The organism is Micromonospora sp. NPDC047730 (assembly GCF_043204765.1).
In the GTDB taxonomy this organism is placed as follows: Bacteria; Actinomycetota; Actinomycetes; order Mycobacteriales; family Micromonosporaceae; genus Micromonospora.
Genome location: NZ_JBIDCU010000012.1, coordinates 1 through 20,276, shown reverse-complemented (window position 1 = coordinate 20,276; position 20,276 = coordinate 1). Strand labels below are relative to the sequence as shown.

Below are 20,276 nucleotides of genomic sequence, written 5' to 3'. Positions count from 1 at the left end.
GGGGGAGGTGCCGTCGAGCAGCCGACGGCCGGCCGAGCGGACGTAATCAGCGACCAGGGCGTGGCATGCGTTACGTTGCCGGCCCGTCAGGGTACTGAGCGGGGCACGGCCGGATGGATCATCGGGCCGAGGCGGGGAAGGCCGGAGCGGGAGGCTGCATGAGCTCGGCCCAGGGGGGCGTGGACGAGGGGCACCCACCCGACCGCGTCCGGGAAGCGGAGTTTCCCCCGCTGCTCGCCGCGGCGTTCGCGGCCGGCGGCGAGATGGGCGAGCGGATGCGCGCGTTCGACTGGTCCACCACCCCGCTGGGCACCCCGGACCGCTGGCCGGCTGCGCTCTGTGCGGCGGTCGGCATGATGCTCGCCTCCAGCGCCCAGATCGTCATGTTCTGGGGCGAGGAGCAGCTCGCCTTCTACAACGACGCCTACCGGCCGACGATCGGCGGCAAGCACCCGGACGCGCTGGGCCGGCCGGCCCGCGAGCACTGGGCGGAGACCTGGGACGTGCTCGGGCCGCTGCTGGAGGGCGTCCGGCGCGGCTGCCGGTCGTACCGGGCCGAGGACCATCCCTTCCCGCTCGACCGGCACGGCTTCCTCGAGGAGACGTACTTCGACGTCTCGTACGACCCGATCCTGGGCGTCGACGGCACCGTCGACGGCATCTTCTGCATCGTCAACGAGACCACCGGCCGGGTGCTCGGCGAGCGCCGGCTGCGGCTGCTGGCGGAGCTGGGCAGCGAGTTGGCCGAGGTGGGCAGCACGGCGGAGCTGGGCCGGGCCGCCGCCGCGGTGTTCGACCGGCACCGGCCGGACGTGCCGTTCGCCCTGGTGCACCTGCCCGACGACACCGGCCGCCTCGCGCTGGCGGGGCGCAGCGGCGTCGACGTTGCGGCGGTCACCACGCCGTCCCCGGCGTCGCTCGCCGAGGTCGCCGCCGGCGGCGCCGCCACCACCGTCGCCGTGACGGACCTGCTCGCCCGGGTCCCGGCCGGCGCGGCCGAGCGGGCGCTGGTGCTGCCGGTCACCGCGGCGAACGAGACCGTCGGGACGCTGGTCGTCGGCCTCGCCCGCCGGCTGCCGCTGACCGCCGAGTACCGCGACTTCTTCGACCTGGTCGCCGCGCAGGTCTCCCGGGCCGTCGGCAAGCAGCAGGCGTACGAGCACCAGCGCGCCCGGGCCGCCGAGCTGGCCGCCCTCGACCGGGCCAAGACCAACTTCTTCGCCAACATCAGCCACGAGTTCCGCACCCCGTTGACCCTGGTGCTCGGCCCGCTGGAGGACCTGCTCGCCGACCCGGCGCTGCCCGCGGCGTACACGGACCGGCTCACCACCATGCACCGCAACGCGCTGCGGCTGCTCAAGCTCGTCAACACGGTGCTCGACTTCTCCCGGCTGGAGTCCGGTCGGCTGGCCGCCCACTACCAGCCGACCGACCTGGCGGACTACACCTCCCGGCTGGCCAGCACGTTCCGCTCGGCGGCCGATCGGGCCGGGCTGCGCCTGGTGGTCGACTGCCCGCCGCTGCCGGCACCGGTCTTCGTGGACCGGGACATGTGGGAGAAGATCGTCCTCAACCTGGTGTCGAACGCGGTGAAGTTCACCTTCGACGGGGAGATCCGGGTGCGGGTCCGCGCCGTCGACGGCGCCGCCCGGCTGGAGGTCGCCGACACGGGCGTCGGCATCGTCCCCGAGGAGCTGCCGCAGGTCTTCGACCGCTTCCACCGGGCGCCGGGGGCGCGCTCGCGCACCCACGAGGGCACCGGGATCGGTCTGGCGCTGGTCCGCGAGCTGGTCGAGATGCACGGCGGCGAGGTGGCCGCCAGCAGCCGCGTGGACGAGGGCAGCACGTTCACCGTGACCGTCCCCTTCGGCACCGGGCACCTGCCGCCCGAACGGGTCGCCGACGCCGGCCCCCCGGCGCCGGTCGAGCTGGTGCGGGCCGACCTGTACGTGGCGGAGACCGCCCGCTGGGCCGACGCCGCGGGAGCCGGGGCGACCCGGGTGGCCGGGTCGGGCGCCGCCGGGCGGATCCTGGTCGCCGACGACAACGCCGACCTGCGCGAACACGTCACCCGGCTGCTCGCCCCGTCATGGGAGGTGGTCGCGGTGACCGACGGCCTGGAGGCGCTGCGGCTGGCCGTCGACGGCGCCTTCGACCTGGTGCTGACCGACGTGATGATGCCTCGGCTGGACGGCTTCGGGCTGGTCGCCGCGCTGCGTGCGGACGCGCGTACCCGGCACGTGCCGATCGTGCTGCTGTCGGCCCGCGCCGGCTCCGCCGAGGCGGTCGCCGGGCTCTCGGCCGGCGCCGACGACTACCTCACCAAGCCCTTCTCCGGCCAGGAGTTGATCGCCCGGGTCCGGGCCAACGTCGAGCTGGGCCAGCTCCGCGGCCAGATCATCCGCGGGCTACGGGCGCTGGCCGACGCCGCGGTGGCGGTCAACACCGCCCGATCCACGGCCGACGTGCTCCAGGTCGCCGCGCGGCACGCGCTCAGCCTCGCCGAGGCCGCCCGGGTGGTGGTCTCGGCGACCGGGATGCGCTTCGAGGCCGACGGCGGCGGGTCGGCCCCCGTCGAGCCGTCCTTCGTGCTGCCGCTGACCGGCACCGTCGGCGAGCAGCTCGGCGAGCTGCGGGTCTGGCGGCCGGACGGCGACGGCGCCCGCACCGACGAGGCCGCGCTCACCCAGCTCGCCCGGCTGGTCGGCGTGCGGCTGGAGAACGCCCAGCTCTACGAGGCCGAGCACCGCATCGCCACCACGCTCCAGCACAGCCTGCTGCCCCGGTCGCTGCCGCAGCTGCCGGGCGCCGTCGTCGCCAGCCGCTACCTGCCGGGCAGCGCCGACGTGGAGGTCGGCGGAGACTGGTACGACGTCGTCGCCCTGTGCGACGACGAGCTGGTGCTGGTCATCGGCGACGTGGTGGGCAAGGGCGTCCGCGCGGCGGCGGCGATGGGCCAGCTCCGCAACGCGCTGCGGGCGTACGTGCTGGAGGGGTTCGACCCGGGCGAGTCGCTGACCCGGCTCAACCGGCTGGTCGGGACGACGGAGGGCCGCTCCTTCGCCACCGTGGTCTGCCTCTGGTTCAGCCCGCGCACCGGCCGGCTGCGGTACGCCAGCGCCGGCCACCCCTCGCCGCTGCTGATCCGGGGGGACGACGTGGCGTTCCTGCACGACCGGGCGCTCGGCCCGCCCGTCGGGGCGATCCCCGACACGTCCTACCGGACGGTCGAGGGGGAGCTGACCCCGGGCAGCCGGCTGCTGCTCTACACCGACGGGCTGATCGAGGACCGGCAGCTCGACATCGACGACGCGCTGGCCCGGCTCAGGCAGGACGCGGCGACGCCCGGCGAGCACGTGACGGACATGATCGACGCCGTGGTCCGGCGGATCGCCGGGCGGCCCCTGCGCGACGACGTCGCGGTGCTGGCCCTGGAGGCGGCGGAACTCAACCGGTTCGCGCTGCGGCTGCCGACCGACCCCACCCGGCTCAGCGTGCTGCGCAAGCGGCTGGAGGACTTCCTCGTCGCCCACTCCGTCAACGAGACGGACCTGTTCGACCTGACCGTCGCCGTCTCCGAGGCGGCCGCCAACGCCATCGAGCACCCCGTCGACCCCGCGGAGCCGGCGATCGCCGTCGAGGTGGTCATCGAGGATCGCACCGTGGTGGCCACCGTGCGCGACAGCGGGCGGTGGCGGGAGTCGACCGGGTCGGGCTTCCGCGGGCGGGGGTTGTCCCTCATCAAGGCGCTGGGGGAGATGTCGGTCACGCGTACCCCCGAGGGGACGGAAGTGACGCTGCGCCGGCGGCTGGCGGACTGAGCACCCGCCCGGCGGCGGCCGGAGCGGCGCGGGATCAGGCCGGGCGGAGCCAGGTCTGCTCGCCCAGACCGGCGATGTCCAGCACGCGGCGGACCTGCCGGGACGGCAGGACGGCGAGGGCGTCGGGGAACTGCTGGGCGAGCCGGACCACGGCGTGGATCGCCGCCGAGTCGAAGAAGGTGACCGCCCGCAGGTCGAGCGTCACCCGCTCGGCCGGCTCCCGCAGCACGGTCTGGACCATCGTGTCGGCGGTGGCCATGTCGACCTCGCCGGTCACCACGACGCGGACGTGACCACCGTCGGCCTCCGCGCTGGCGGAGAATACGGGAGGCGCGCCGTCCCCTTGATCCACGCAGCCACAATGGCACAGCCTCTCGGGCGCGGCAACAACCGGGCCGGGCGGGCGGGGGCGGGGGCCGCCCGGCCCTGCGGCGATAGGCTTGGGCCCATGACCGTCCGTGCGCCGCTGACCCCAGGCACGCTCTCTCCGTTGCGGCCCGTGCCCGCCCACATCGTCCGCCCGGAGTACGTGGGCAAGAAGCGTCCCCAGGAGTGGCGCGGCTCGCACGTGCAGACCCCGGAGACCGTCGAGAAGATGCGGATCGCGGGTCGGCTCGCCGCTCAGGCCACCCAGCTCGCGGGTGAGCACTGCAAGCCCGGCGTGACCACCGACGAGATCGACCGGGTCGTGCACGAGTTCCTCTGCGACCACGGCGCCTACCCGTCGACGTTGGGCTACAAGGGCTTCCCCAAGTCCTGCTGCACCAGCCTCAACGAGGTGATCTGCCACGGCATCCCCGACTCCACCGTGCTCGCCGACGGCGACATCATCAACGTCGACGTCACGGCGTACATCAACGGGGTGCACGGCGACACCGACGCCACCTTCTGCGTCGGCGAGGTCAGCGAGGAGGCCCGGCTGCTGGTCGAGCGGACCCACGAGGCGATGATGCGCGGCATCCGCGCGGTCGCCCCGGGCCGCCAGATCAACGTGGTCGGCCGGGTCATCGAGTCGTACGCGAAGCGCTTCGGCTACGGCGTGGTCCGCGACTTCACCGGCCACGGCATCGGCGAGTCCTTCCACAGCGGGCTCTACGTGCCGCACTACGACAGCCCCCGCCCGACCGACGTGATGGAGCCGGGGATGACGTTCACGATCGAGCCGATGATCACCCTCGGCACCCACCAGTACGACATGTGGGACGACGGCTGGACGGTGGTCACCAAGGACCGCAAGTGGACCGCGCAGTTCGAGCACACCATCGTGGTGACCGAGGACGGCCACGAGATCCTCACACTGCCGTGACCGACACCCCTGCGGCGCTGCGCGAGGCGCACCACGCGGACGTGTCCGGCGGCTGGCTGCGGCCCGCCGTCTTCGGCGCGATGGACGGCCTCGTCACCAACATCGCCCTGATCGCGGGCGTCGGCGGCGGCGGGGTGTCGCCCCGCAGCATCGTGCTCACCGGCACCGCCGGCCTGGTGGCCGGCGCCATCTCGATGGGGCTGGGGGAGTACACGAGCGTCCGCTCGGCCAACGAGCAGGTCGCGGCCGAGGTGGCCAAGGAACGCCGCGAGCTGGAGCGGCACCCCGAGGCGGAGGCGCGCGAGCTGGCCGAGGCGTGGGTCGCCCGGGGCCTGCCGCACGACCTCGCCATGCAGGTCGCCGAGGCCGTGCGGCGCAACCCGGAGGAGGCGCTGCGGGTGCACGTCCGGGAGGAGTTGGGCGTCGACCCCGACGACCAGCCCAGCCCGTGGGCGGCCGCGATCTCGTCGTTCCTGTTCTTCTCGGTCGGGGCCCTGGTGCCGCTGCTGACCTACCTGTTCGGCTCGACCAGCCTCTGGCTGGCGCTGGCCGTCGGTGGGCTCGGGCTCTTCGCGGCCGGGGCGGTGGTCGCCCGGTTCACCGCCCGGCCCTGGTGGTCCGGCGGCCTGCGCCAGCTCCTGCTGGGTGCCGCGGCGGCCGGCGCCACCTACCTCGTCGGCGCCCTCATCGGCGTCCAGGGCGCCCTCGGCTGACGCCGCCGCGCCCTCGGGCCGGCGGAGCCGGTCGTAGGCGCTCCGGTTCGTCGGCCAGGGCGTCCCGCCGCCGCGCGGCGGGTCAGCCGTCGAGGAGGTCGTCGACCGTCCCGTCGACGGGGCGGCCCCGGGCCGTCAGCTCCGCCGCCTGGCGGGCCAGCACGGCACCCACCTCGGTCATGTCCGCGCCGGCCAGGCCGGTGCGCCGCACCGCGTCCCCGGGGTCGCGGAAGTAGGTGCGGCTGAGCAGCCCGTTCACGGTGGCCGCCGCCAGCCGCGCCTCGCCGAGCATCAGCAGGGCCTGGTCGGTCTCGTACCACCCGGCCAGCCGGGCCGCCCGGGCGTGCGCCGCGCTGCCCCTGTACCACGCCTGCCGGGCCGCCGTGCTGAACTCGGCCGGCCGGGCACGGGCCAGCCGGCCCAGGTGCTCGTCACGGAGCGTGCGCAGCCAGCCGGTCGGGTCGTGCAGCGCCCGGGTGCTGACGTACCGGTCGGCGGTCAGCGGCCAGAGCGGGGAGATCAGCCGGGCCTGGTGGAGGTAGTCGTCCGCGCCGGCCACGGTCAGGTCGACCAGCACGCCGTCGACCCGCCGGGTCGCCGGGGGCGGGCCGCCGCCGGGCCGGTAGGTCACCACCAGCAGCCCGACCTCGCCGTCCCCGCCGCCGTCGTCGTCGCCGTGCGCGAGCGGGCCGTGCACGGCGACGGCGAGCACGTCGGCCGGGAAGCGCCGGCGGGCGGCGTCGGCGACCCGCTCGGCCACCGCCCAGCGTGGATCGCCCGGGTGCGGGTCGCCGCCGGAGGCCACGCCGTCCACGTCCACGCCGACCACCTCACGCCCTCGCCGACCGGGCCGCCCGGCACGAGCCGGCCCGCGGTGTCGCGGCGGCGCAGGTCACCGCACCAGCCTAGTCGCGCCCGCCCGATCCGCCCGGCCCGCCGCGCCCGGTGGGGACTCTCGACGCGGCGGGTGAGGGCTTGCAGGACGGGCCCGGGCACCAGTGTGCGCGGCGCCGGCCGGTCAGTCGAGGCGTCGCTCGACCGGCAGCCGGGACCGGGTGAACAGTCCCGCGCCGAGCATCGCGACCAGCGGCACCACCACCAGGACGCCGAGGGTCGCCCACGGGACCACCACCGGGTACGGGTCCTGAACCGGCCACGAGCCGGCGTACCGGCGGTTCAGGGCGGTCAGGATGATCACCGCCGAGCCGAGGCCGGCGACGATGCCGAGCACCGAGCCCAGCACGGCGATCACCCCCGACTGGCACAGCGACAGGAGCCGGCGCAGGCCGGGGCCGGCGCCCACCGCGGCCAGCGTGGACAGGTCGGCGCGCCCCTCGGCCGCCGCCAGCCCGGTGGCGATGCCGGCGGCGCCCACGGTGATCACCCCGGCCGCGGCGGCCAGCAGGAGCAGCACCGGCCGCCCGTCGTCCGACCGGTCGCCCTGCTCGATCTCCACGTGGGCGCCGAGCGGGCGCAGCGCGGTGGCGAACCGGTCCTGCCGGCCCTGGTCGGGTGCCCCGTCGGCCGCGACGGCCCAGCCGAGCGCACGGGTGGCCAGCCCGAGCCGGTCGGCCGCCCGCCGCGAGAGCAGCAGCCGCTCCGTCGGCACCCCGGTGCGCAGCGCGTACGCGGCGACGGCGGTGGGCGCGGAGGTCACCGGCCCGGCCGGTCCCGACCCGTTCACCGCCACCTCGATCCGCCCGTCCACCACGTAGCGCGGATCGGTCACCACCGCGCCGCCGGCGCGCAGCACGGCGGCCGCGGCGGCGACGTCGGCGGGGTCGGCACCGGTCAGCAGCGGCAGGGCGTTCCCATCGTCCACCAGCACCTGGAAGTACGCGCCGTGGAGGTTGTCGCCCCGGCAGCGGGCGTCCGCCCGGGCCTGCCGCCGCTCGGCCTCGCTCAGGCCGTCGCCGGCCGGCCAGGGACACGCCCGGTGCGGCGGCAGCACCGGAGCGACCGAGCAGGGCTCGGCCTCCGTCGTGCACCGCACCCCGGCCAGCGGCGCCACCGTGGCGGCGCCGAGCTGGTCGCGGGCCGCCTCGGTGACCCGGGCCAGGGCGGGTGCGGTGTCCAGGTCCGGCCGGTGCACCAGCACCGTGCCGGCGGGCATACTCGGCTCGTACGTCGCGGCACTCCGCGCGTGGTCGCTGGCCAGGTACACCCCGACCGCGACGCTGCCGGCGACCGCCGCCATCACCGCCGAGATCGCCGGGGCGGCCGAGGAACGGTTGCGGCTGGCGTCGCGCAGCGCGATCCGGGGCGCCAGCGGGAGCGACCGCCCGAGCCGGGCGAGCAGGCCGACCAGCGTCGGGGTGGCGAAGACCAGCCCCAGCTCGCCGAGGACCAGACCGGCGAGGATCACCGGCGGCGACGTCCGGGCGGCCCCGAACGCGGCCAGCGCCGCCCCGCCGGCCGCCATGCACACGCCGGCCGTGAGCCAGCGCCGCCGGTGCGCGGGCGGGGTGCGGCGGCCGGCCAGCCCGGCCACCACGTCCTGCCGGGCCGCCGCCCAGGCCGGGGCCAGCGCGGCCAGCACGCCGGACAGCACCGCGACGGCCGCGACCGCCACCAGGGCCTCCGGCCAGCAGCGGTACCCGCCGAAGCGCGCGCCGTAGAGGTGCTGCTCGACCAGCGGCCGGGCGGCGAACGCGGCGGCGACGCCGAGCGTGAGCCCGGTGGCCGCCCCGAGGGCGCCCAGCACCACGCCGTCGGCCAGCACGATCCGGCGCAGGTGGGCGTCGTCGCCGCCCGCCACCGCGACCAACGCGAGGTCCCGGCGCCGCCGCCGTACGCCGACCGCGAAGGCCGGGCCGACGAGCAGCACCACCTCCAGCAGCCCCAGCCCGCCGACGAGTACCGAGACGCTCATCCCCTCGACGTCGACCGAGGAGAACGGTTCGGGCCCGACGAAGTCCACCCCCGAGGGCGGGGCGGGGGTGCGGGCGTGGACCACGACGCCGTGGTCGTTGAGCCGGCGGAACAGTGTCTCGTCCGCCGTCCCGGGCAGGTCCACCAGCCAGGTCATGTCCGGCTCGGCGTCCGTCGGACCGGCGGTCGCCGGGTGCAGCGTGACGATCGGTCCCAGGTCGTCCGGGTACTCGACCACCCCGACCACCCGCCACGAGCGGGAGCCGTCCCCGGACGTGACGGTGCCACCGGGACGGACGTCGAGTCGGCTCAGCGCGGCGGGGCTCAGCGCGATCTCGTCCGGCCCGGCCGGCGCCCGGCCGGAACGGAACCGGGCCAGCCCCCGGCCGAGCGGGTCCGCGAGGTCCACGGCGCGGCCGGTGACGTCCCGGTCGACCCGGTCGCCGACCCGGGCGTCGAAGTTCACCCAGCGGCGCAGCGGGACGACCCGGCTCCCGGCCGGCAGCAGGGCGGTGACCTGTTCGGCGGTGACCCGTTCGGCCGGCGGGGTCGCGTCGTGGTCGGACACCCAGCCATCGCCCCAGGAGTCCTGGGTGACCGGCCCGCGCGCCACCCAGAGCAGTTCCGCGTCGGCGACACCGAGCTGTCGCTCGGTCCGCTCGGCCCGGGTCAGCTCGGACATGTCCCAGCTCACCGCGGTGAAGGTCAGCACCAGCACCGGCAGCGTGATCATCGCGAGCACCAGCGCCGTACGTCCCCGCGCCCGTCGGGCCTCCCGGCGGGCGATCCGCAGCGCCACCCACCAGGAGCCGACGGCGCCCGCGAGCCGGCCGCCCCGGCCCGCCGTCACCGACCGCTGCCGGTCAACAGCTGCTCCACGCTGCCGAGCGGGGCCGTCGAGTCGACCAGCACCCCGTCGCGGAGGAAGACCACCCGGTCGGCCCAGGCGGCGTGCCGCGCCTCGTGGGTGACCAGGACCGCGGCGGCCCCGGCGTCGACCCGCCGGCGCAGCAGGTGCAGCACCGCCTCGCCGGTCTGCGAGTCCAGCGCCCCGGTGGGCTCGTCGGCGAGCACCAGCCGGCGCTCGCCGACCAGCGCGCGGGCGATCGCCACCCGCTGCTGCTGGCCGCCGGAGAGCTGGTCGGGGAACCGGTCGCCGAGTTCCGGCAGGCCCACCTCGGCCAGCGCGTCCAGCGCCAGCCGGCGCGCCCGCCGGACGCCGGTCCCGTCGAGTTCCAGGGGGAGCGCGACGTTCTCCACGGCGGTGAGGCTGCCGAGCAGGTTCAGGTCCTGGAAGATGTAGCCGATCCGGCGGCGACGCACCTGGGCGAGGCGGCGCCGGTCCAGGGCGCCGAGGTGCTCGCCCTCGACGAGCACCTCGCCGGCGGTCGGGCCGTCCAGCCCGCCGGCGAGGGCCAACAGGGTGGACTTCCCGGAGCCGGAGGGCCCCATCACCGCGACGAGCTCGCCCGGGTGGACGGCGAGGCTCACGCCGCGCAGCGCGTGCACCGCCGCCGGCCCGGTGCCGTGGGTGCGGTGCACGTCGCGCACATCGAGCACGGCCGGGGCCGGGCTGTCGCCCGCCGGCCCGCTGCCCACGCTCACCGTCGCGCCTCCTCGTCCGCCCGGTCCACCGCCTCGGCGGGCGTCGTCGGCGCGCGGCCGGGCTCCGTCGGACGGTAGCGCACCAGGCTCGTCTCGCAGTGGTCCAGCCAGCGCACCTCGGCCTCGGCCTGGAAGACCATGGCGTCCAGCACCAGCCGCCACGGCAGGTCCTCCGGGCGGTCGCTGGCGTACTTCAACCGGGTCAACTCCTGCAGCGTCCGCATGGTCGCGCTGCGCTGGGTCTGCACCACCGAGCGCACGTCGACGCCGGGCGTGGTCAGCGCGAGGGCCAGCTTGATCGCCAACTCGTCGCGGGGCCGGTCGGTGCGGCTGATCGGGGTGGCGAACCACAGCGCCAGGTCCGTCCGCCCGGCGTCGGTGATCTCGTACGGGCGCTGCCCGGCCTCGCTCTCGGGGAGCGAGCGGACCAGCCCGTCCCGCTCCAGGCGGGACAGGGTGGTGTAGACCTGCCCGATGTTCAGCGGCCAGGTCGAGCCGGTCGACTCCTCGAACGCGGCGCGGAGCTGGTAGCCGTACATCTGGCCGCGTTCGAGCAGGGCGAGCAGCCCGTGACGGATGGACATGGCTCCGGAGTATGCATACCTGGTATGCGACCCGCAACCGGAGCGTCACCGCCGGCAGCGGCGGTCAGGCGGGCCGGCCGGGGAACGGCACGGTCAGCGGGGTGATTCCGGCCGTCCGGCGCCAGCGGGTTGCCCGCAGGGCGTACTCGACCAGGGCGGCCAGCGCCCGGTCGCGGTCGGCGCCGGTGGTGGCGGGCACCGCCGCCCGCCAGAACGCCGCGGTGCGCTCCTCCACCTCGACGGCGAGCCGCAGCGCGCTCGCCCGGTCGGTCACCGGGAACGGCAGGGCGTAGCCCGCCCGGTCGGGCGGGACGCTGCCGCCGCCCGCGCTCAGCTGCATCACCAGGTCGTCGCGGCGGCGCCGGTGCGCGGCCTCCGCCTCGCGGGCGGCGGTCCGGGCCGCGCCGGTGAGGCGTACCCCGATGGGGCCGTAGGCCCAGATCGCCGCGTACTCGGCGGTGAGCGCCGCGCCCAGGGCTCCGGCCGGCCCGGTCGGTGTCGGTGTCGGTGCGGTCACTTCAGCGCCTCCACGTGCGTGGCCCGGGCGGCGGCGATCGAGGCGAGCAGGGCGGCCCGCTCCGCCGGCGCCGCCGCGCAGGCACTGGTCGCCGTCTCCCGGCCGGTGCGCTCGCGCTCCCGCAGCGCGGCCCGGGCGGCGGCCGGGTCGGCCGCCGGGGCGGGGGTGGCCGCGGCGGGCGCCGAGGGCAGCGGCACGCCGATCACCCGGGCCAGCTCGGCCGCGTGCGCGCCGTGCGCCTCGGCGATCGGGGTGAGCAGGCCGGCCAGCGCGGGGTGCGCCGCGGCGGCGTCGCGGTGCCCGGCGGCGAGCCGGAGCGCCTCGTCGAGCAGCGGCGTGAGCGGGTCGGGCCCGGGACTGGGATCGTCGTCGCGGTCGAGAAGATCACAGCCGGTCAGCGGCGCCGTCGCGCCGCCGAGTGCCAGGAGCGCCCCGGCGCGCAGCACCGTTCGCCGGGAATGCCCGGTTGCTCCGCCGCGTTGTGTCGTTCTGCCCGTCGCCACCGGACAAGTCAACACCATCACCGGCCGTACGTGGGCCACCGGCGTCGGTGCGCCGCCCGGTCCGGTGCCCGGCAGGCGCGTTACGCTCTGCGCAGCCACCGGCGCGTCAGCTCCGGTGGCATACCGGCATGGCGACCGATCGGGGCGCCGTCGATCACGAGAAGGGTGCGGAGATGACGCAGCGTGGCCGTGCCACGAGGTCGACGGGTCCGGCGGGCAGACCCCGGCGCGCCGACGCCCCCCGGGGCGGGGAACGCGCCGGCGGCCCGCGCGGCGACCTCGCCGCCCGGCGGGCCCGGCTGCGTGAGGTCATCGAGCCGGTGGTCGCCGGCGCCGGCTACGACCTGGAGGAGCTCACCGTCTCCCGGGCCGGCCGCCGGCACGTGGTGCGGGTGATCGTGGACGCCGACGGCGGGATCAACCTGGATGCCGTCGCCGAGGTCTCCCGGGCCGTCTCCGCGGCCCTCGACGCGGCCGAGGAGTCCGGGGGTGACATCGTCGCCGGGGAATACCAGCTGGAGGTCAGCTCCCCGGGCGTGGACCGGCCGCTGACCCTGCCCCGGCACTGGCGGCGCAACGTCGGGCGGCTGGTCAAGGTGACCGCCCGCGGCGCGGGCGCTCCGCCCGGGCAGCGCGCCGGGCAGCCCGCCGGCGACCGGCAGGTCACCGGCCGGGTGGTCGAGGCCGACGACGAACGCGTGGTGCTGGAGACCGACACCGGCCGCACCACGTGGACCTACGCCGAGCTCGGCCCCGGCCGGGTGCAGGTCGAGTTCCACCGCCTCGACGAGATCGAGGAGACGGACGAACCCGACGACATGGACGACACCGACGACTTCGACGACGAAGATGATGTGGAGGACGAGGAGAGGTGAACATCGACCTCGCGGCGCTGCGCGCACTCGAGCGCGAGCGGGAGATCCCGTTCGACACGATCCTCGCGGCGATCGAGACCGCGCTGCTGACGGCCTACCGGCACACCGAGGGGGCGGAACCGCACGCCCGGGTGGAGATCGACCGCAAGTCCGGCGCGGCCCTGGTCTACGCGCAGGAGCTGGACGACGACGGCACGGTGGTGCGGGAGTGGGACGACACCCCGCACGACTTCGGCCGGATCGCCGCCATGACCGCGAAGCAGGTGATCCTCCAGCGGCTGCGGGAGGCCACCGACGAGGTGCACTTCGGCGAGTACGTCGGCCGCGACGGCGACCTGGTCACCGGCGTGGTGCAGGCGCACGAGGCGCGGGCGGAGAAGGGCATCGTCACCGTCGACCTGGGCAAGCTGGAGGGCGTCCTGCCGCAGTCGGAGCAGGTGCCCGGCGAGCGGTACGTCCACGGCGAGCGGATCCGCTGCGTGGTGGTGCACGTGGCCAAGGGGATGCGCGGCCCGCAGATCACCCTGTCCCGTTCGCACCCGGCGCTGGTCAAGAAGCTCTTCGCGCTCGAGGTGCCGGAGATCGCCGACGGCACGGTCGAGATCGGCGCGATCGCACGTGAGGCGGGTCACCGTACGAAGATCGCGGTCCGCTCCACCGCCCAGGGCGTGAACGCCAAGGGGGCCTGCATCGGCCCGATGGGCCAGCGGGTCCGCGCGGTGATGAGCGAGCTGCACGGCGAGAAGATCGACATCATCGACTGGTCGGACGACCCGGCGACCTTCGTCGGCAACGCGTTGTCGCCGGCCAAGGCGCTGCGGGTCGAGGTGGTCGACCTGGCCACCCGGACGGCCCGGGTGACGGTGCCGGACTTCCAGCTCTCCCTCGCCATCGGCAGGGAGGGGCAGAATGCCCGGCTTGCTGCCCGGCTGACCGGTTGGCGGATCGACATCCGGTCCGACGCGGAGCAGGCCGGGGCGAGCGGCCGGAGCGGGGCTGATCACGTCCCGGAGCCGGGCAGCGCGATCTCGGGCGCCTAGGGGTAGACTTTCTCCAGTGGTACGACGCGCGCTGCCGGAGCGCACCTGTGTGGGTTGCCGGCGACGTGCGCCGGCCAGCGAATTGCTGCGGATCGTCGCGGTCGGCGACGAGGCTGGTCACAGCCTCCGGCCCGATCCGGCCCGCAGGCTGCCGGGTCGGGGAGCGAACATGCACCCGGATCCGGCCTGCTTCGCGCAAGCGGTGCGGCGGCGCGCCTTCGGGCGGGCGCTGCGCGTCACCGGGGTCCTCGACCACGGTGAGCTCGCGGAGCACGTCGATGCGCCAACCACTACGTCCGGTCAGCCCGACCGGGCGAGGGTCGCTAGCAAGGTAGGACGACCGACATGAGCACACGATGAAGTCCCTGAAATGACCAGGCTTCAAGTGCACGAGTGAGGTCGCTGCGGGTGCTGCCCGCACGACCTCGGAGTGAGGAGTGCAGTGGCAGGTAAGGCCCGCGTACACGAGCTTGCGAAAGAGCTCGGGGTCGAAAGCAAGACCGTTCTCGCCAAGCTCAAGGAGATGGGCGAGTTCGTGAAGTCCGCGTCCAGCACCGTCGAGGCGCCCGTCGCCCGACGTCTGCGTGGCGCATTCGTCGCGTCCGCCGGTGGGTCCTCGGCGCCGACCGCCCCTCCGGCGGCAGCCCCGAGCCCGGCACCGACCCCGACGCCGTCCCCGACCCCGGGTGCCCCCCGGGTCTCGGCCAAGCCGATGCCGCCGCGGCGGCCGGCCGCGCCGACCCCTGGACCGAAGCCCAAGGGCCCGGTCCCCGGCCCGCCGCAGCCGGCGACCCCGGTCGCCAAGCCGGCGAGCGCGCACGACATCGAGGTGGCGGCCGCCGAGGCGCGCGCCGCCGCGCTGAAGGCTGAGCAGGAGGCCGCGGTCAAGGCCGCGCAGGCCGCCCGCCAGCAGCAGCGGGAGAACGTCCGACGGGAGCCCCCGACCGAGGGCGGTCCCCGTCCGGGTCCGCGTCCCGGCCCGAACGCCGTGCCGCCCCGTCCGGGTTCCCCGGCCGCGGGTCGTCCCGGCGCCCCGCAGCCGGGCCCGGGTGCCCGGCCGGGTGGTCGCCCGCCGGCGCGCGGCGCCGGCAACAACCCGTTCGGCATCCAGGGCGGTCAGCAGCAGCAGCGGCCGCCGGCCGCCGGTGCCGGCGGTCCCCGGCCCAGCCCGGCGGGCATGCCGCCGCGGCCGAGCCCGGCCTCCATGCCGCCGCGGCCCAGCCCGGCCTCCATGCCGAGCCAGCGGCCCACCACGGGTCGCCCCGGCGGTCCCGGTGGCGGGCGTGGCGGCCCCGGCGGCGGCGCGGGTCGTCCCGGTGGCGGTGGCTTCCGTCCCGGTGGCGGCGGCGGTGGCGGTGGCTTCCGCGGCGGTCCCGGTGGTGGCGGCGGTGGCGGTGGCTACCGCGGCGGCCCCGGTGGTGGCGGCGGCGGTGCTCCCGGCGGCGGTTTCCGTCCGGGTGCCCCGGCTGGTGGCGGTGGTCGTCCCGGTGGCGGCGGTCGTGGCCGTGGCGGTGGCGCCGCGGGTGCCTTCGGGCGTCCGGGTGGCCGGCCGACCCGTGGTCGCAAGTCCAAGAAGCAGCGCAGACAGGAGTTCGACAACCTGTCGGCCCCGACCATGAGCTCGGGTGCCCCCCGGGGTCAGGGTCAGGTCATCAGGCTCTCCCGTGGCGCCTCGCTGTCGGACTTCGCCGACAAGATCAACGCCAACCCGGGTTCGCTGGTCCAGGAGATGTTCAACCTGGGCGAGATGGTCACCGCGACCCAGTCGTGCTCCGACGACACCCTGCAGCTGCTGGGTGAGCACCTCGGCTTCAACGTGCAGATCGTCAGCCCGGAGGACGAGGACCGCGAGCTGCTCGCGCAGTTCAACATCGACCTCGACGCCGAGGTCGCGGAGGACCGCCTGGTCAGCCGTGCGCCGGTCGTGACCGTCATGGGTCACGTCGACCACGGTAAGACCAAGCTGCTCGACGCGATCCGCAAGGCGAACGTCGTGGCCGGCGAGGCGGGTGGCATCACCCAGCACATCGGCGCGTACCAGGTCCACGTCCCGCACGAGGGCGAGGACCGGGCGGTGACCTTCATCGACACCCCGGGTCACGAGGCGTTCACCGCCATGCGTGCCCGTGGTGCCCAGGTGACCGACATCGTGGTGCTGGTGGTGGCGGCCGACGACGGCGTGATGCCGCAGACGATCGAGGCGTTGAACCACGCCAAGGCGGCCGACGTGCCGATCGTGGTGGCGGTCAACAAGGTCGACAAGCCGGAGGCCAACCCGGACAAGGTCCGCCAGCAGCTGACCGAGTACGGGCTGGTCGCCGAGGAGTACGGCGGCGACACGATGTTCGTCAACGTGGCGGCGAAGCCCGGCATCGGCATCGACGACCTGCTCGAGGCGGTCCTGCTGACCGCCGACGCGTCGCTGGAGCTGACCGCTCCGATCGACGGGCCGGCGCAGGGTGTGGCCATCGAGGCGCACCTGGACAAGGGCCGCGGCGCGGTGGCGACGGTGCTGGTGCAGAAGGGCACCCTGCGGGCGGGCGACTCGATCGTCGCCGGTGGGGCGCACGGCCGGGTCCGGGCGATGCTCGACGAGAACGGCAACCAGGTCGCCGAGGCGGGTCCGGCCCGTCCGGTCCTGGTGCTCGGTCTGACCGCGGTGCCGGGTGCGGGTGACACCTTCCTGGCGGCCGAGGACGACCGCACGGTGCGCCAGATCGCCGAGCAGCGGCAGGCGCGGCGGCGGGCGGCGGCATTCGCCAACTCCCGTGGCCGGGCCACCCTCGAGACGCTCATGGAGCAGCTCAAGGAGGGCGAGAAGACCTCGCTCAACCTGGTGCTCAAGGGCGACGTCTCCGGTTCCGTGGAGGCCCTCGAGGACGCGCTGTTCAACCTCGACATCCCGGAGGAGGTCCAGCTCAGGATCATCCACCGGGGCGTGGGTGCGATCACCGAGAGCGACGTCATGCTCGCGAGCGCCTCGTCCGAGGCGGTCACGATCATCGGCTTCAACGTGCGGGCCTCCAACAAGGTCCGCGAGATGGCCGACCGCGAGGGCGTGGAGATCCGGTACTACACCGTCATCTACCAGGCCATCGAGGAGATCGACGCCGCCCTCAAGGGGCTGCTCAAGCCGGAGTACGAGGAGGTCGAGCTGGGCACCGCGGAGATCCGCGACGTCTTCCGCTCGTCCAAGGTCGGCAACATCTCCGGTTGCATCGTCCGGTCGGGCATCATCCGGCGCAACGCCAAGGCGCGCCTGCTGCGCGACGGCTCGGTGGTGGCGGACAACCTCACCATCAGCTCGCTCAAGCGGTTCAAGGACGACGCCACGGAGGTGCGCGAGGGCTTCGAGTGTGGTCTGACCCTGGGTGGTTACAACAACGTCCAGGTCGGCGACATCATCGAGACCTTCGAGATGCGGGAGAAGGCTCGCGCCTGATCCGGTGAACCACTGATCGAGGGGTTTACGCCGAAAGGCGTAAACCCCTTGATCATGTGGGGGTACGTCCGGGTATCGTCCGGGGCGATGTTCACCGGAACCGCGGTCTTCGACCTGCTGCTGCCGGGCGACTCCCGGTCGCTCAAGGCCAAGAGATCATACGTACGCCCGATCGTGGCGGCCCTGCGCCGCTTCGAGGTCTCGGCCGCCGAGGTCGGGGCGCTCGACCTGCACGGTCGGGCCGAGATAGCCGTGGCCGTGGTGGCCGCCGAGGCGTCGCACGTCCGCGAGGTGCTGGACTCCTGCGAGCGCCTGGTGGCCGGCCGGCCGGAGGCCGAGTTGCTCTCGGTGCGCCGGCGGCTCTACGGCGAGGAGGACTGACGCCGGCGCGGGTGCCCGCGTCCGGCGGGCGGTGCCGACGCCCGGCGGCGCGGGTGCGCGCGGCGGGCGGTGACGACCCCGGTGGTGCGGGTGTGCCGGGCGTCGGGCCGGGCCGGCGCACCGCCGGCGACGCGCGGCGGCGGTCGCCGCGCGGGTAGTGTTCGAGATGTTGGCCGGTCGGCTCCGGGGCGCTCCGCGTCGCCGGTGACGGCCGGGAACGGGACGCCGTGGAGGTGGCGAAATGTCGGATCCGGCCAAGGTACGCCGGCACGCGGAGCGGGTGCGTGAACTGGTCGCGTCGGTGGTGCGCAGCCAGATCAAGGACCCCCGGCTCGGCATGATCACCATTACCGACGCCCGGATCACCGCCGACCTGCGCGACGCGACCGTCTTCTACACGGTGCTCGGCGACGCGGCGGCCCAGTCCGGCACCGCCGCGGCGCTGGAGAGTGCCAAGGGCATGCTGCGCAGCACCGTCGGCAAGGCGCTCGGCCTGCGGCACTCGCCGACCCTGACCTTCGTCCTCGACGACGTGCAGGACCAGGTCAAGCACATCGACGACCTGCTCGCTCAGGCCCGCACCGCCGACGCCGAGGTGCAGCGGCTCGCCGCCAGGGCCGCGTACGCGGGCGAGGCCCAGCCGTACCGGCTGGACTCCGACGACGAGGCCCACGACGAGGACGAGGACGAGGACGAGGCTCCGCCCCGGGGCGGGGACCAGCGGTGACCGAACCGTCCGGCGGTCCGGCCGGTGGCACCCTCGCCGAGGCGACGCCATCGGCCGACTCCGGCCCCGCCGAGGCGGACTGGGCGGCGGCCGTCGCGGCGGTGCGGGGGCTGCCGCCGGACGGGCGGGTGCTGCTGATCTGCCACGTCAACCCGGACGGCGACGCGCTGGGCAGCATGCTCGGCTTCGGGCTCGGGCTGCGTCGGCTGGGCGTACGGCGGATGCAGGCGACCTTCCCCGGCCCGCCGGAGGTGCCCGAGCCGTTCCGCGGCCTGCCCGGGCTCGACCTGCTCGTGCCGGCGACCGAGGCGTACCCGGACCCGGATCTGGTCGTCTGCTTCGACGCGGCCAGCGAGTCCCGGCTCGGCGAGCTGGTCGACCGGCTGGGCGCGGCCGGCGGCGCGCTGGTGCTCGACCACCACGCGTCGAACACCCGCTTCGGCCGGGTCAACCTGGTGGACCCGCACGCGGCGGCCACCTCGGTGGTCGCCGAGGGGCTGCTCGCCCGGCTCGGCGTCGCGCTGGACGCGGAGATCGCGGAGTGCCTCTACGTCGCCCTGAGCACCGACACCGGCTCGTTCCGGTTCGAGGCGACCACGCCGGCGGTGCACCAGCTCGCGGCCCGCCTGATCGCCACCGGCATCCGCCCCGGTGACATCTCCCGCCGGATCTTCGACACCCGGCCGTTCGGCGCCGTCCGCCTCTTCGGCGAGGTGCTCGGCCGGGCGCGCCTGGAGCCGGCCGCGGCCGTCGGGCACGGCCTCGTCTGGACGTACGCCACGCAGGACGACCTGGCCCGGCACGACCAACCGGCGTACGTGCTGGAGGCGCTGATCGACTCGGTCCGGTGCACCGCAGAGGCCGACGTGAGCTGTGTGGTCAAGCAGACCGCGACCGGCGACTGGGCCGTGTCGATGCGCAGCAAGGGCGCGGTGGACGTCAGCCGGGTGGCGGTCGCGCTGGGCGGCGGCGGGCACCGTTTCGCCGCCGGATTCACCGGGCGGGGGACGGTCGACGAGGTCGTCGACCGGATCCGCGCGGAGCTCGACGGCGCGCTGACCGGGCCCGACCGGCGCTGACCCGGCGGGCCCGCACGGGAAGATCAGGGTCAGCTCCGGGGAGTGTCCGTCTTCCCGCGCTCGGCGAGTCCGGGGAGAATCGCGGGATGGAGCAGCCCCACGACCTCACCGTCGAGGCGCCCCGCGCCTGGGACCGTCCCGCCGTCACCGTGCCGGTGCTCGTCTGCCTCTCGCTGGTCGGCGGCCGGTTCCCGTCGTTCTCGACGGAGGCCAACCTCTGGACCCTCGGCACCGGTGGCGTGTTGATCTGGCTGGGCCTGAGCAACCGGGTGCCCCGGCGGCCGGCCCCGCGCCGGCTCGGCGCCCCGGCGGCCTGGTGGGCCCTTCCGGTGGTGGTCTTCGGGGTCTTCGAGGGGGCCACGTTCGTGCTGGCGGTCGGGGACGACTTCCCCACCTTCTCCCGGCTGGCGGATCCGATGCTGGAGGACCGGCTGGTCCGGTCGGCCGCCTGGCTGGCCTGGCTGTCCGCGTTCTGGGGGTTGGTGCGGCGATGATGCGGGCGATGGCGATCGGCGGCTTCCTGGCCGCGCTGGTGCTCTTCGCCGCCGTCGAGTGGGCGGCCCGGCGCGAGGGCTCCCGGATCCCGACGCTCGGCGAGGTCTGCGCGTACGTGATGCGCTACGAGGTGGGGCCGGTGCCGGTCGGCCGGATCGGGCTCTTCGGCTTCTGGTGGTGGCTCGGCTGGCACTTCCTGGCCCGCTGACCGCCGGCCTCCTCCCCCGTTACCTTTTTGATCGTCCCCAGCCGGGGACTGCTCGGTCGCCCGGCTCGGTATGACTTACTGCCCCTGTCGTGCGGATGATCCGGGGGGT

At 75.3% G+C, this 20,276-nt stretch carries 19 protein-coding genes; 12 read left to right on the top strand and 7 right to left on the bottom strand.

Annotated features, from left to right (window positions below; translation table 11 throughout):
* Positions 1-158 precede the first annotated feature (158 nt).
* A complete protein-coding gene (locus tag ACGF5G_RS24675) occupies positions 159-3,821 on the top strand; it encodes a SpoIIE family protein phosphatase (protein ID WP_393266635.1) in 3,663 nt (1,220 codons plus the stop codon).
* Positions 3,822-3,855: 34 nt separating this feature from the next.
* Here the strand turns inward: ACGF5G_RS24675 and ACGF5G_RS24670 are convergent, their stop codons facing one another.
* Positions 3,856-4,173 carry an STAS domain-containing protein gene (locus ACGF5G_RS24670; RefSeq protein ID WP_363702578.1) on the bottom strand — a complete coding sequence of 106 codons (318 nt, stop codon included), beginning with the start codon at positions 4,171-4,173 and terminating at the stop codon, positions 3,856-3,858.
* Between the two features lie 96 nt (positions 4,174-4,269).
* On the opposite strand from ACGF5G_RS24670, the gene map reads away from it, so the two are divergent.
* Together map and ACGF5G_RS24660 are read left to right on the top strand one after the other, a co-directional pair.
* On the top strand, positions 4,270-5,127 hold the full coding sequence (gene map, locus ACGF5G_RS24665) for a type I methionyl aminopeptidase (RefSeq protein ID WP_357453238.1): 858 nt from the start codon (positions 4,270-4,272) through the stop codon (positions 5,125-5,127).
* A complete protein-coding gene (locus tag ACGF5G_RS24660) occupies positions 5,124-5,840 on the top strand; it encodes a VIT1/CCC1 transporter family protein (RefSeq protein WP_350704974.1) in 717 nt (238 codons plus the stop codon). The genes map and ACGF5G_RS24660 overlap by 4 nt, the downstream gene beginning before the upstream one ends.
* Before the next feature lie 82 nt (positions 5,841-5,922).
* Here ACGF5G_RS24660 and ACGF5G_RS24655 read toward each other — a convergent pair whose 3' ends face one another.
* The 6 genes from ACGF5G_RS24655 to ACGF5G_RS24630 all read right to left on the bottom strand — a co-directional run bounded on the left by ACGF5G_RS24655 (position 5,923) and on the right by ACGF5G_RS24630 (position 11,863).
* Entirely contained in the window at positions 5,923-6,660 is a 738-nt protein-coding gene (locus tag ACGF5G_RS24655; RefSeq protein WP_393266631.1) for a nucleotidyltransferase domain-containing protein, read from the bottom strand.
* Positions 6,661-6,858: 198 nt separating this feature from the next.
* The gene (locus tag ACGF5G_RS24650) at positions 6,859-9,561 is read right to left on the bottom strand and encodes an FtsX-like permease family protein (RefSeq protein ID WP_393266628.1); all 2,703 of its coding nucleotides are present in this window, start codon (positions 9,559-9,561) and stop codon (positions 6,859-6,861) included.
* Complete coding sequence (locus ACGF5G_RS24645) at positions 9,558-10,316, bottom strand: ABC transporter ATP-binding protein (RefSeq protein ID WP_393266627.1); 759 nt, start codon at positions 10,314-10,316, stop codon at positions 9,558-9,560. The genes ACGF5G_RS24650 and ACGF5G_RS24645 overlap by 4 nt, the downstream gene beginning before the upstream one ends.
* Positions 10,313-10,900: a PadR family transcriptional regulator gene (locus tag ACGF5G_RS24640; protein ID WP_393266624.1), complete on the bottom strand. Its 588-nt coding sequence runs from the start codon at positions 10,898-10,900 to the stop codon at positions 10,313-10,315. Before ACGF5G_RS24640 ends, ACGF5G_RS24645 begins: the two co-directional genes overlap by 4 nt.
* A 64-nt stretch (positions 10,901-10,964) precedes the next feature.
* A complete protein-coding gene (locus tag ACGF5G_RS24635) occupies positions 10,965-11,417 on the bottom strand; it encodes a ferritin-like domain-containing protein (protein ID WP_393266623.1) in 453 nt (150 codons plus the stop codon).
* Complete coding sequence (locus tag ACGF5G_RS24630) at positions 11,414-11,863, bottom strand: hypothetical protein (protein WP_357693945.1); 450 nt, start codon at positions 11,861-11,863, stop codon at positions 11,414-11,416. The genes ACGF5G_RS24635 and ACGF5G_RS24630 overlap by 4 nt, the downstream gene beginning before the upstream one ends.
* Positions 11,864-12,093: 230 nt before the next feature.
* Between ACGF5G_RS24630 and rimP the strand changes: the two genes are divergently transcribed.
* The 9 genes from rimP to ACGF5G_RS24585 all read left to right on the top strand — a co-directional run bounded on the left by rimP (position 12,094) and on the right by ACGF5G_RS24585 (position 20,167).
* A complete protein-coding gene (rimP, locus tag ACGF5G_RS24625; RefSeq protein ID WP_393266621.1) occupies positions 12,094-12,795 on the top strand; it encodes a ribosome maturation factor RimP in 702 nt (233 codons plus the stop codon).
* Positions 12,792-13,835, top strand: coding sequence for a transcription termination factor NusA (gene nusA / locus ACGF5G_RS24620; protein ID WP_357453215.1), 1,044 nt, complete (start codon positions 12,792-12,794; stop codon positions 13,833-13,835). The genes rimP and nusA overlap by 4 nt, the downstream gene beginning before the upstream one ends.
* A 16-nt stretch (positions 13,836-13,851) precedes the next feature.
* Positions 13,852-14,184 (top strand): YlxR family protein, encoded by a 333-nt coding sequence (locus ACGF5G_RS24615; protein ID WP_350704988.1) that lies wholly within the window; start codon positions 13,852-13,854, stop codon positions 14,182-14,184.
* A 93-nt stretch (positions 14,185-14,277) separates the two neighbouring features.
* Complete coding sequence (gene infB / locus ACGF5G_RS24610) at positions 14,278-17,277, top strand: translation initiation factor IF-2 (protein ID WP_393266618.1); 3,000 nt, start codon at positions 14,278-14,280, stop codon at positions 17,275-17,277.
* Between the two features lie 87 nt (positions 17,278-17,364).
* Complete coding sequence (locus tag ACGF5G_RS24605; protein ID WP_091096658.1) at positions 17,365-17,658, top strand: DUF503 domain-containing protein; 294 nt, start codon at positions 17,365-17,367, stop codon at positions 17,656-17,658.
* Between the two features lie 241 nt (positions 17,659-17,899).
* Entirely contained in the window at positions 17,900-18,385 is a 486-nt protein-coding gene (rbfA, locus tag ACGF5G_RS24600; RefSeq protein ID WP_393266615.1) for a 30S ribosome-binding factor RbfA, read from the top strand.
* A 101-nt stretch (positions 18,386-18,486) separates the two neighbouring features.
* The gene (locus tag ACGF5G_RS24595; RefSeq protein ID WP_393267002.1) at positions 18,487-19,464 is read left to right on the top strand and encodes a bifunctional oligoribonuclease/PAP phosphatase NrnA; all 978 of its coding nucleotides are present in this window, start codon (positions 18,487-18,489) and stop codon (positions 19,462-19,464) included.
* Between the two features lie 86 nt (positions 19,465-19,550).
* Positions 19,551-19,958, top strand: a complete 408-nt coding sequence (locus ACGF5G_RS24590) for a hypothetical protein (protein WP_350680576.1) — start codon at positions 19,551-19,553, stop codon at positions 19,956-19,958.
* The gene (locus tag ACGF5G_RS24585) at positions 19,958-20,167 is read left to right on the top strand and encodes a DUF6186 family protein (RefSeq protein WP_393266999.1); all 210 of its coding nucleotides are present in this window, start codon (positions 19,958-19,960) and stop codon (positions 20,165-20,167) included. Before ACGF5G_RS24590 ends, ACGF5G_RS24585 begins: the two co-directional genes overlap by 1 nt.
* Positions 20,168-20,276: the final 109 nt, after the last annotated feature.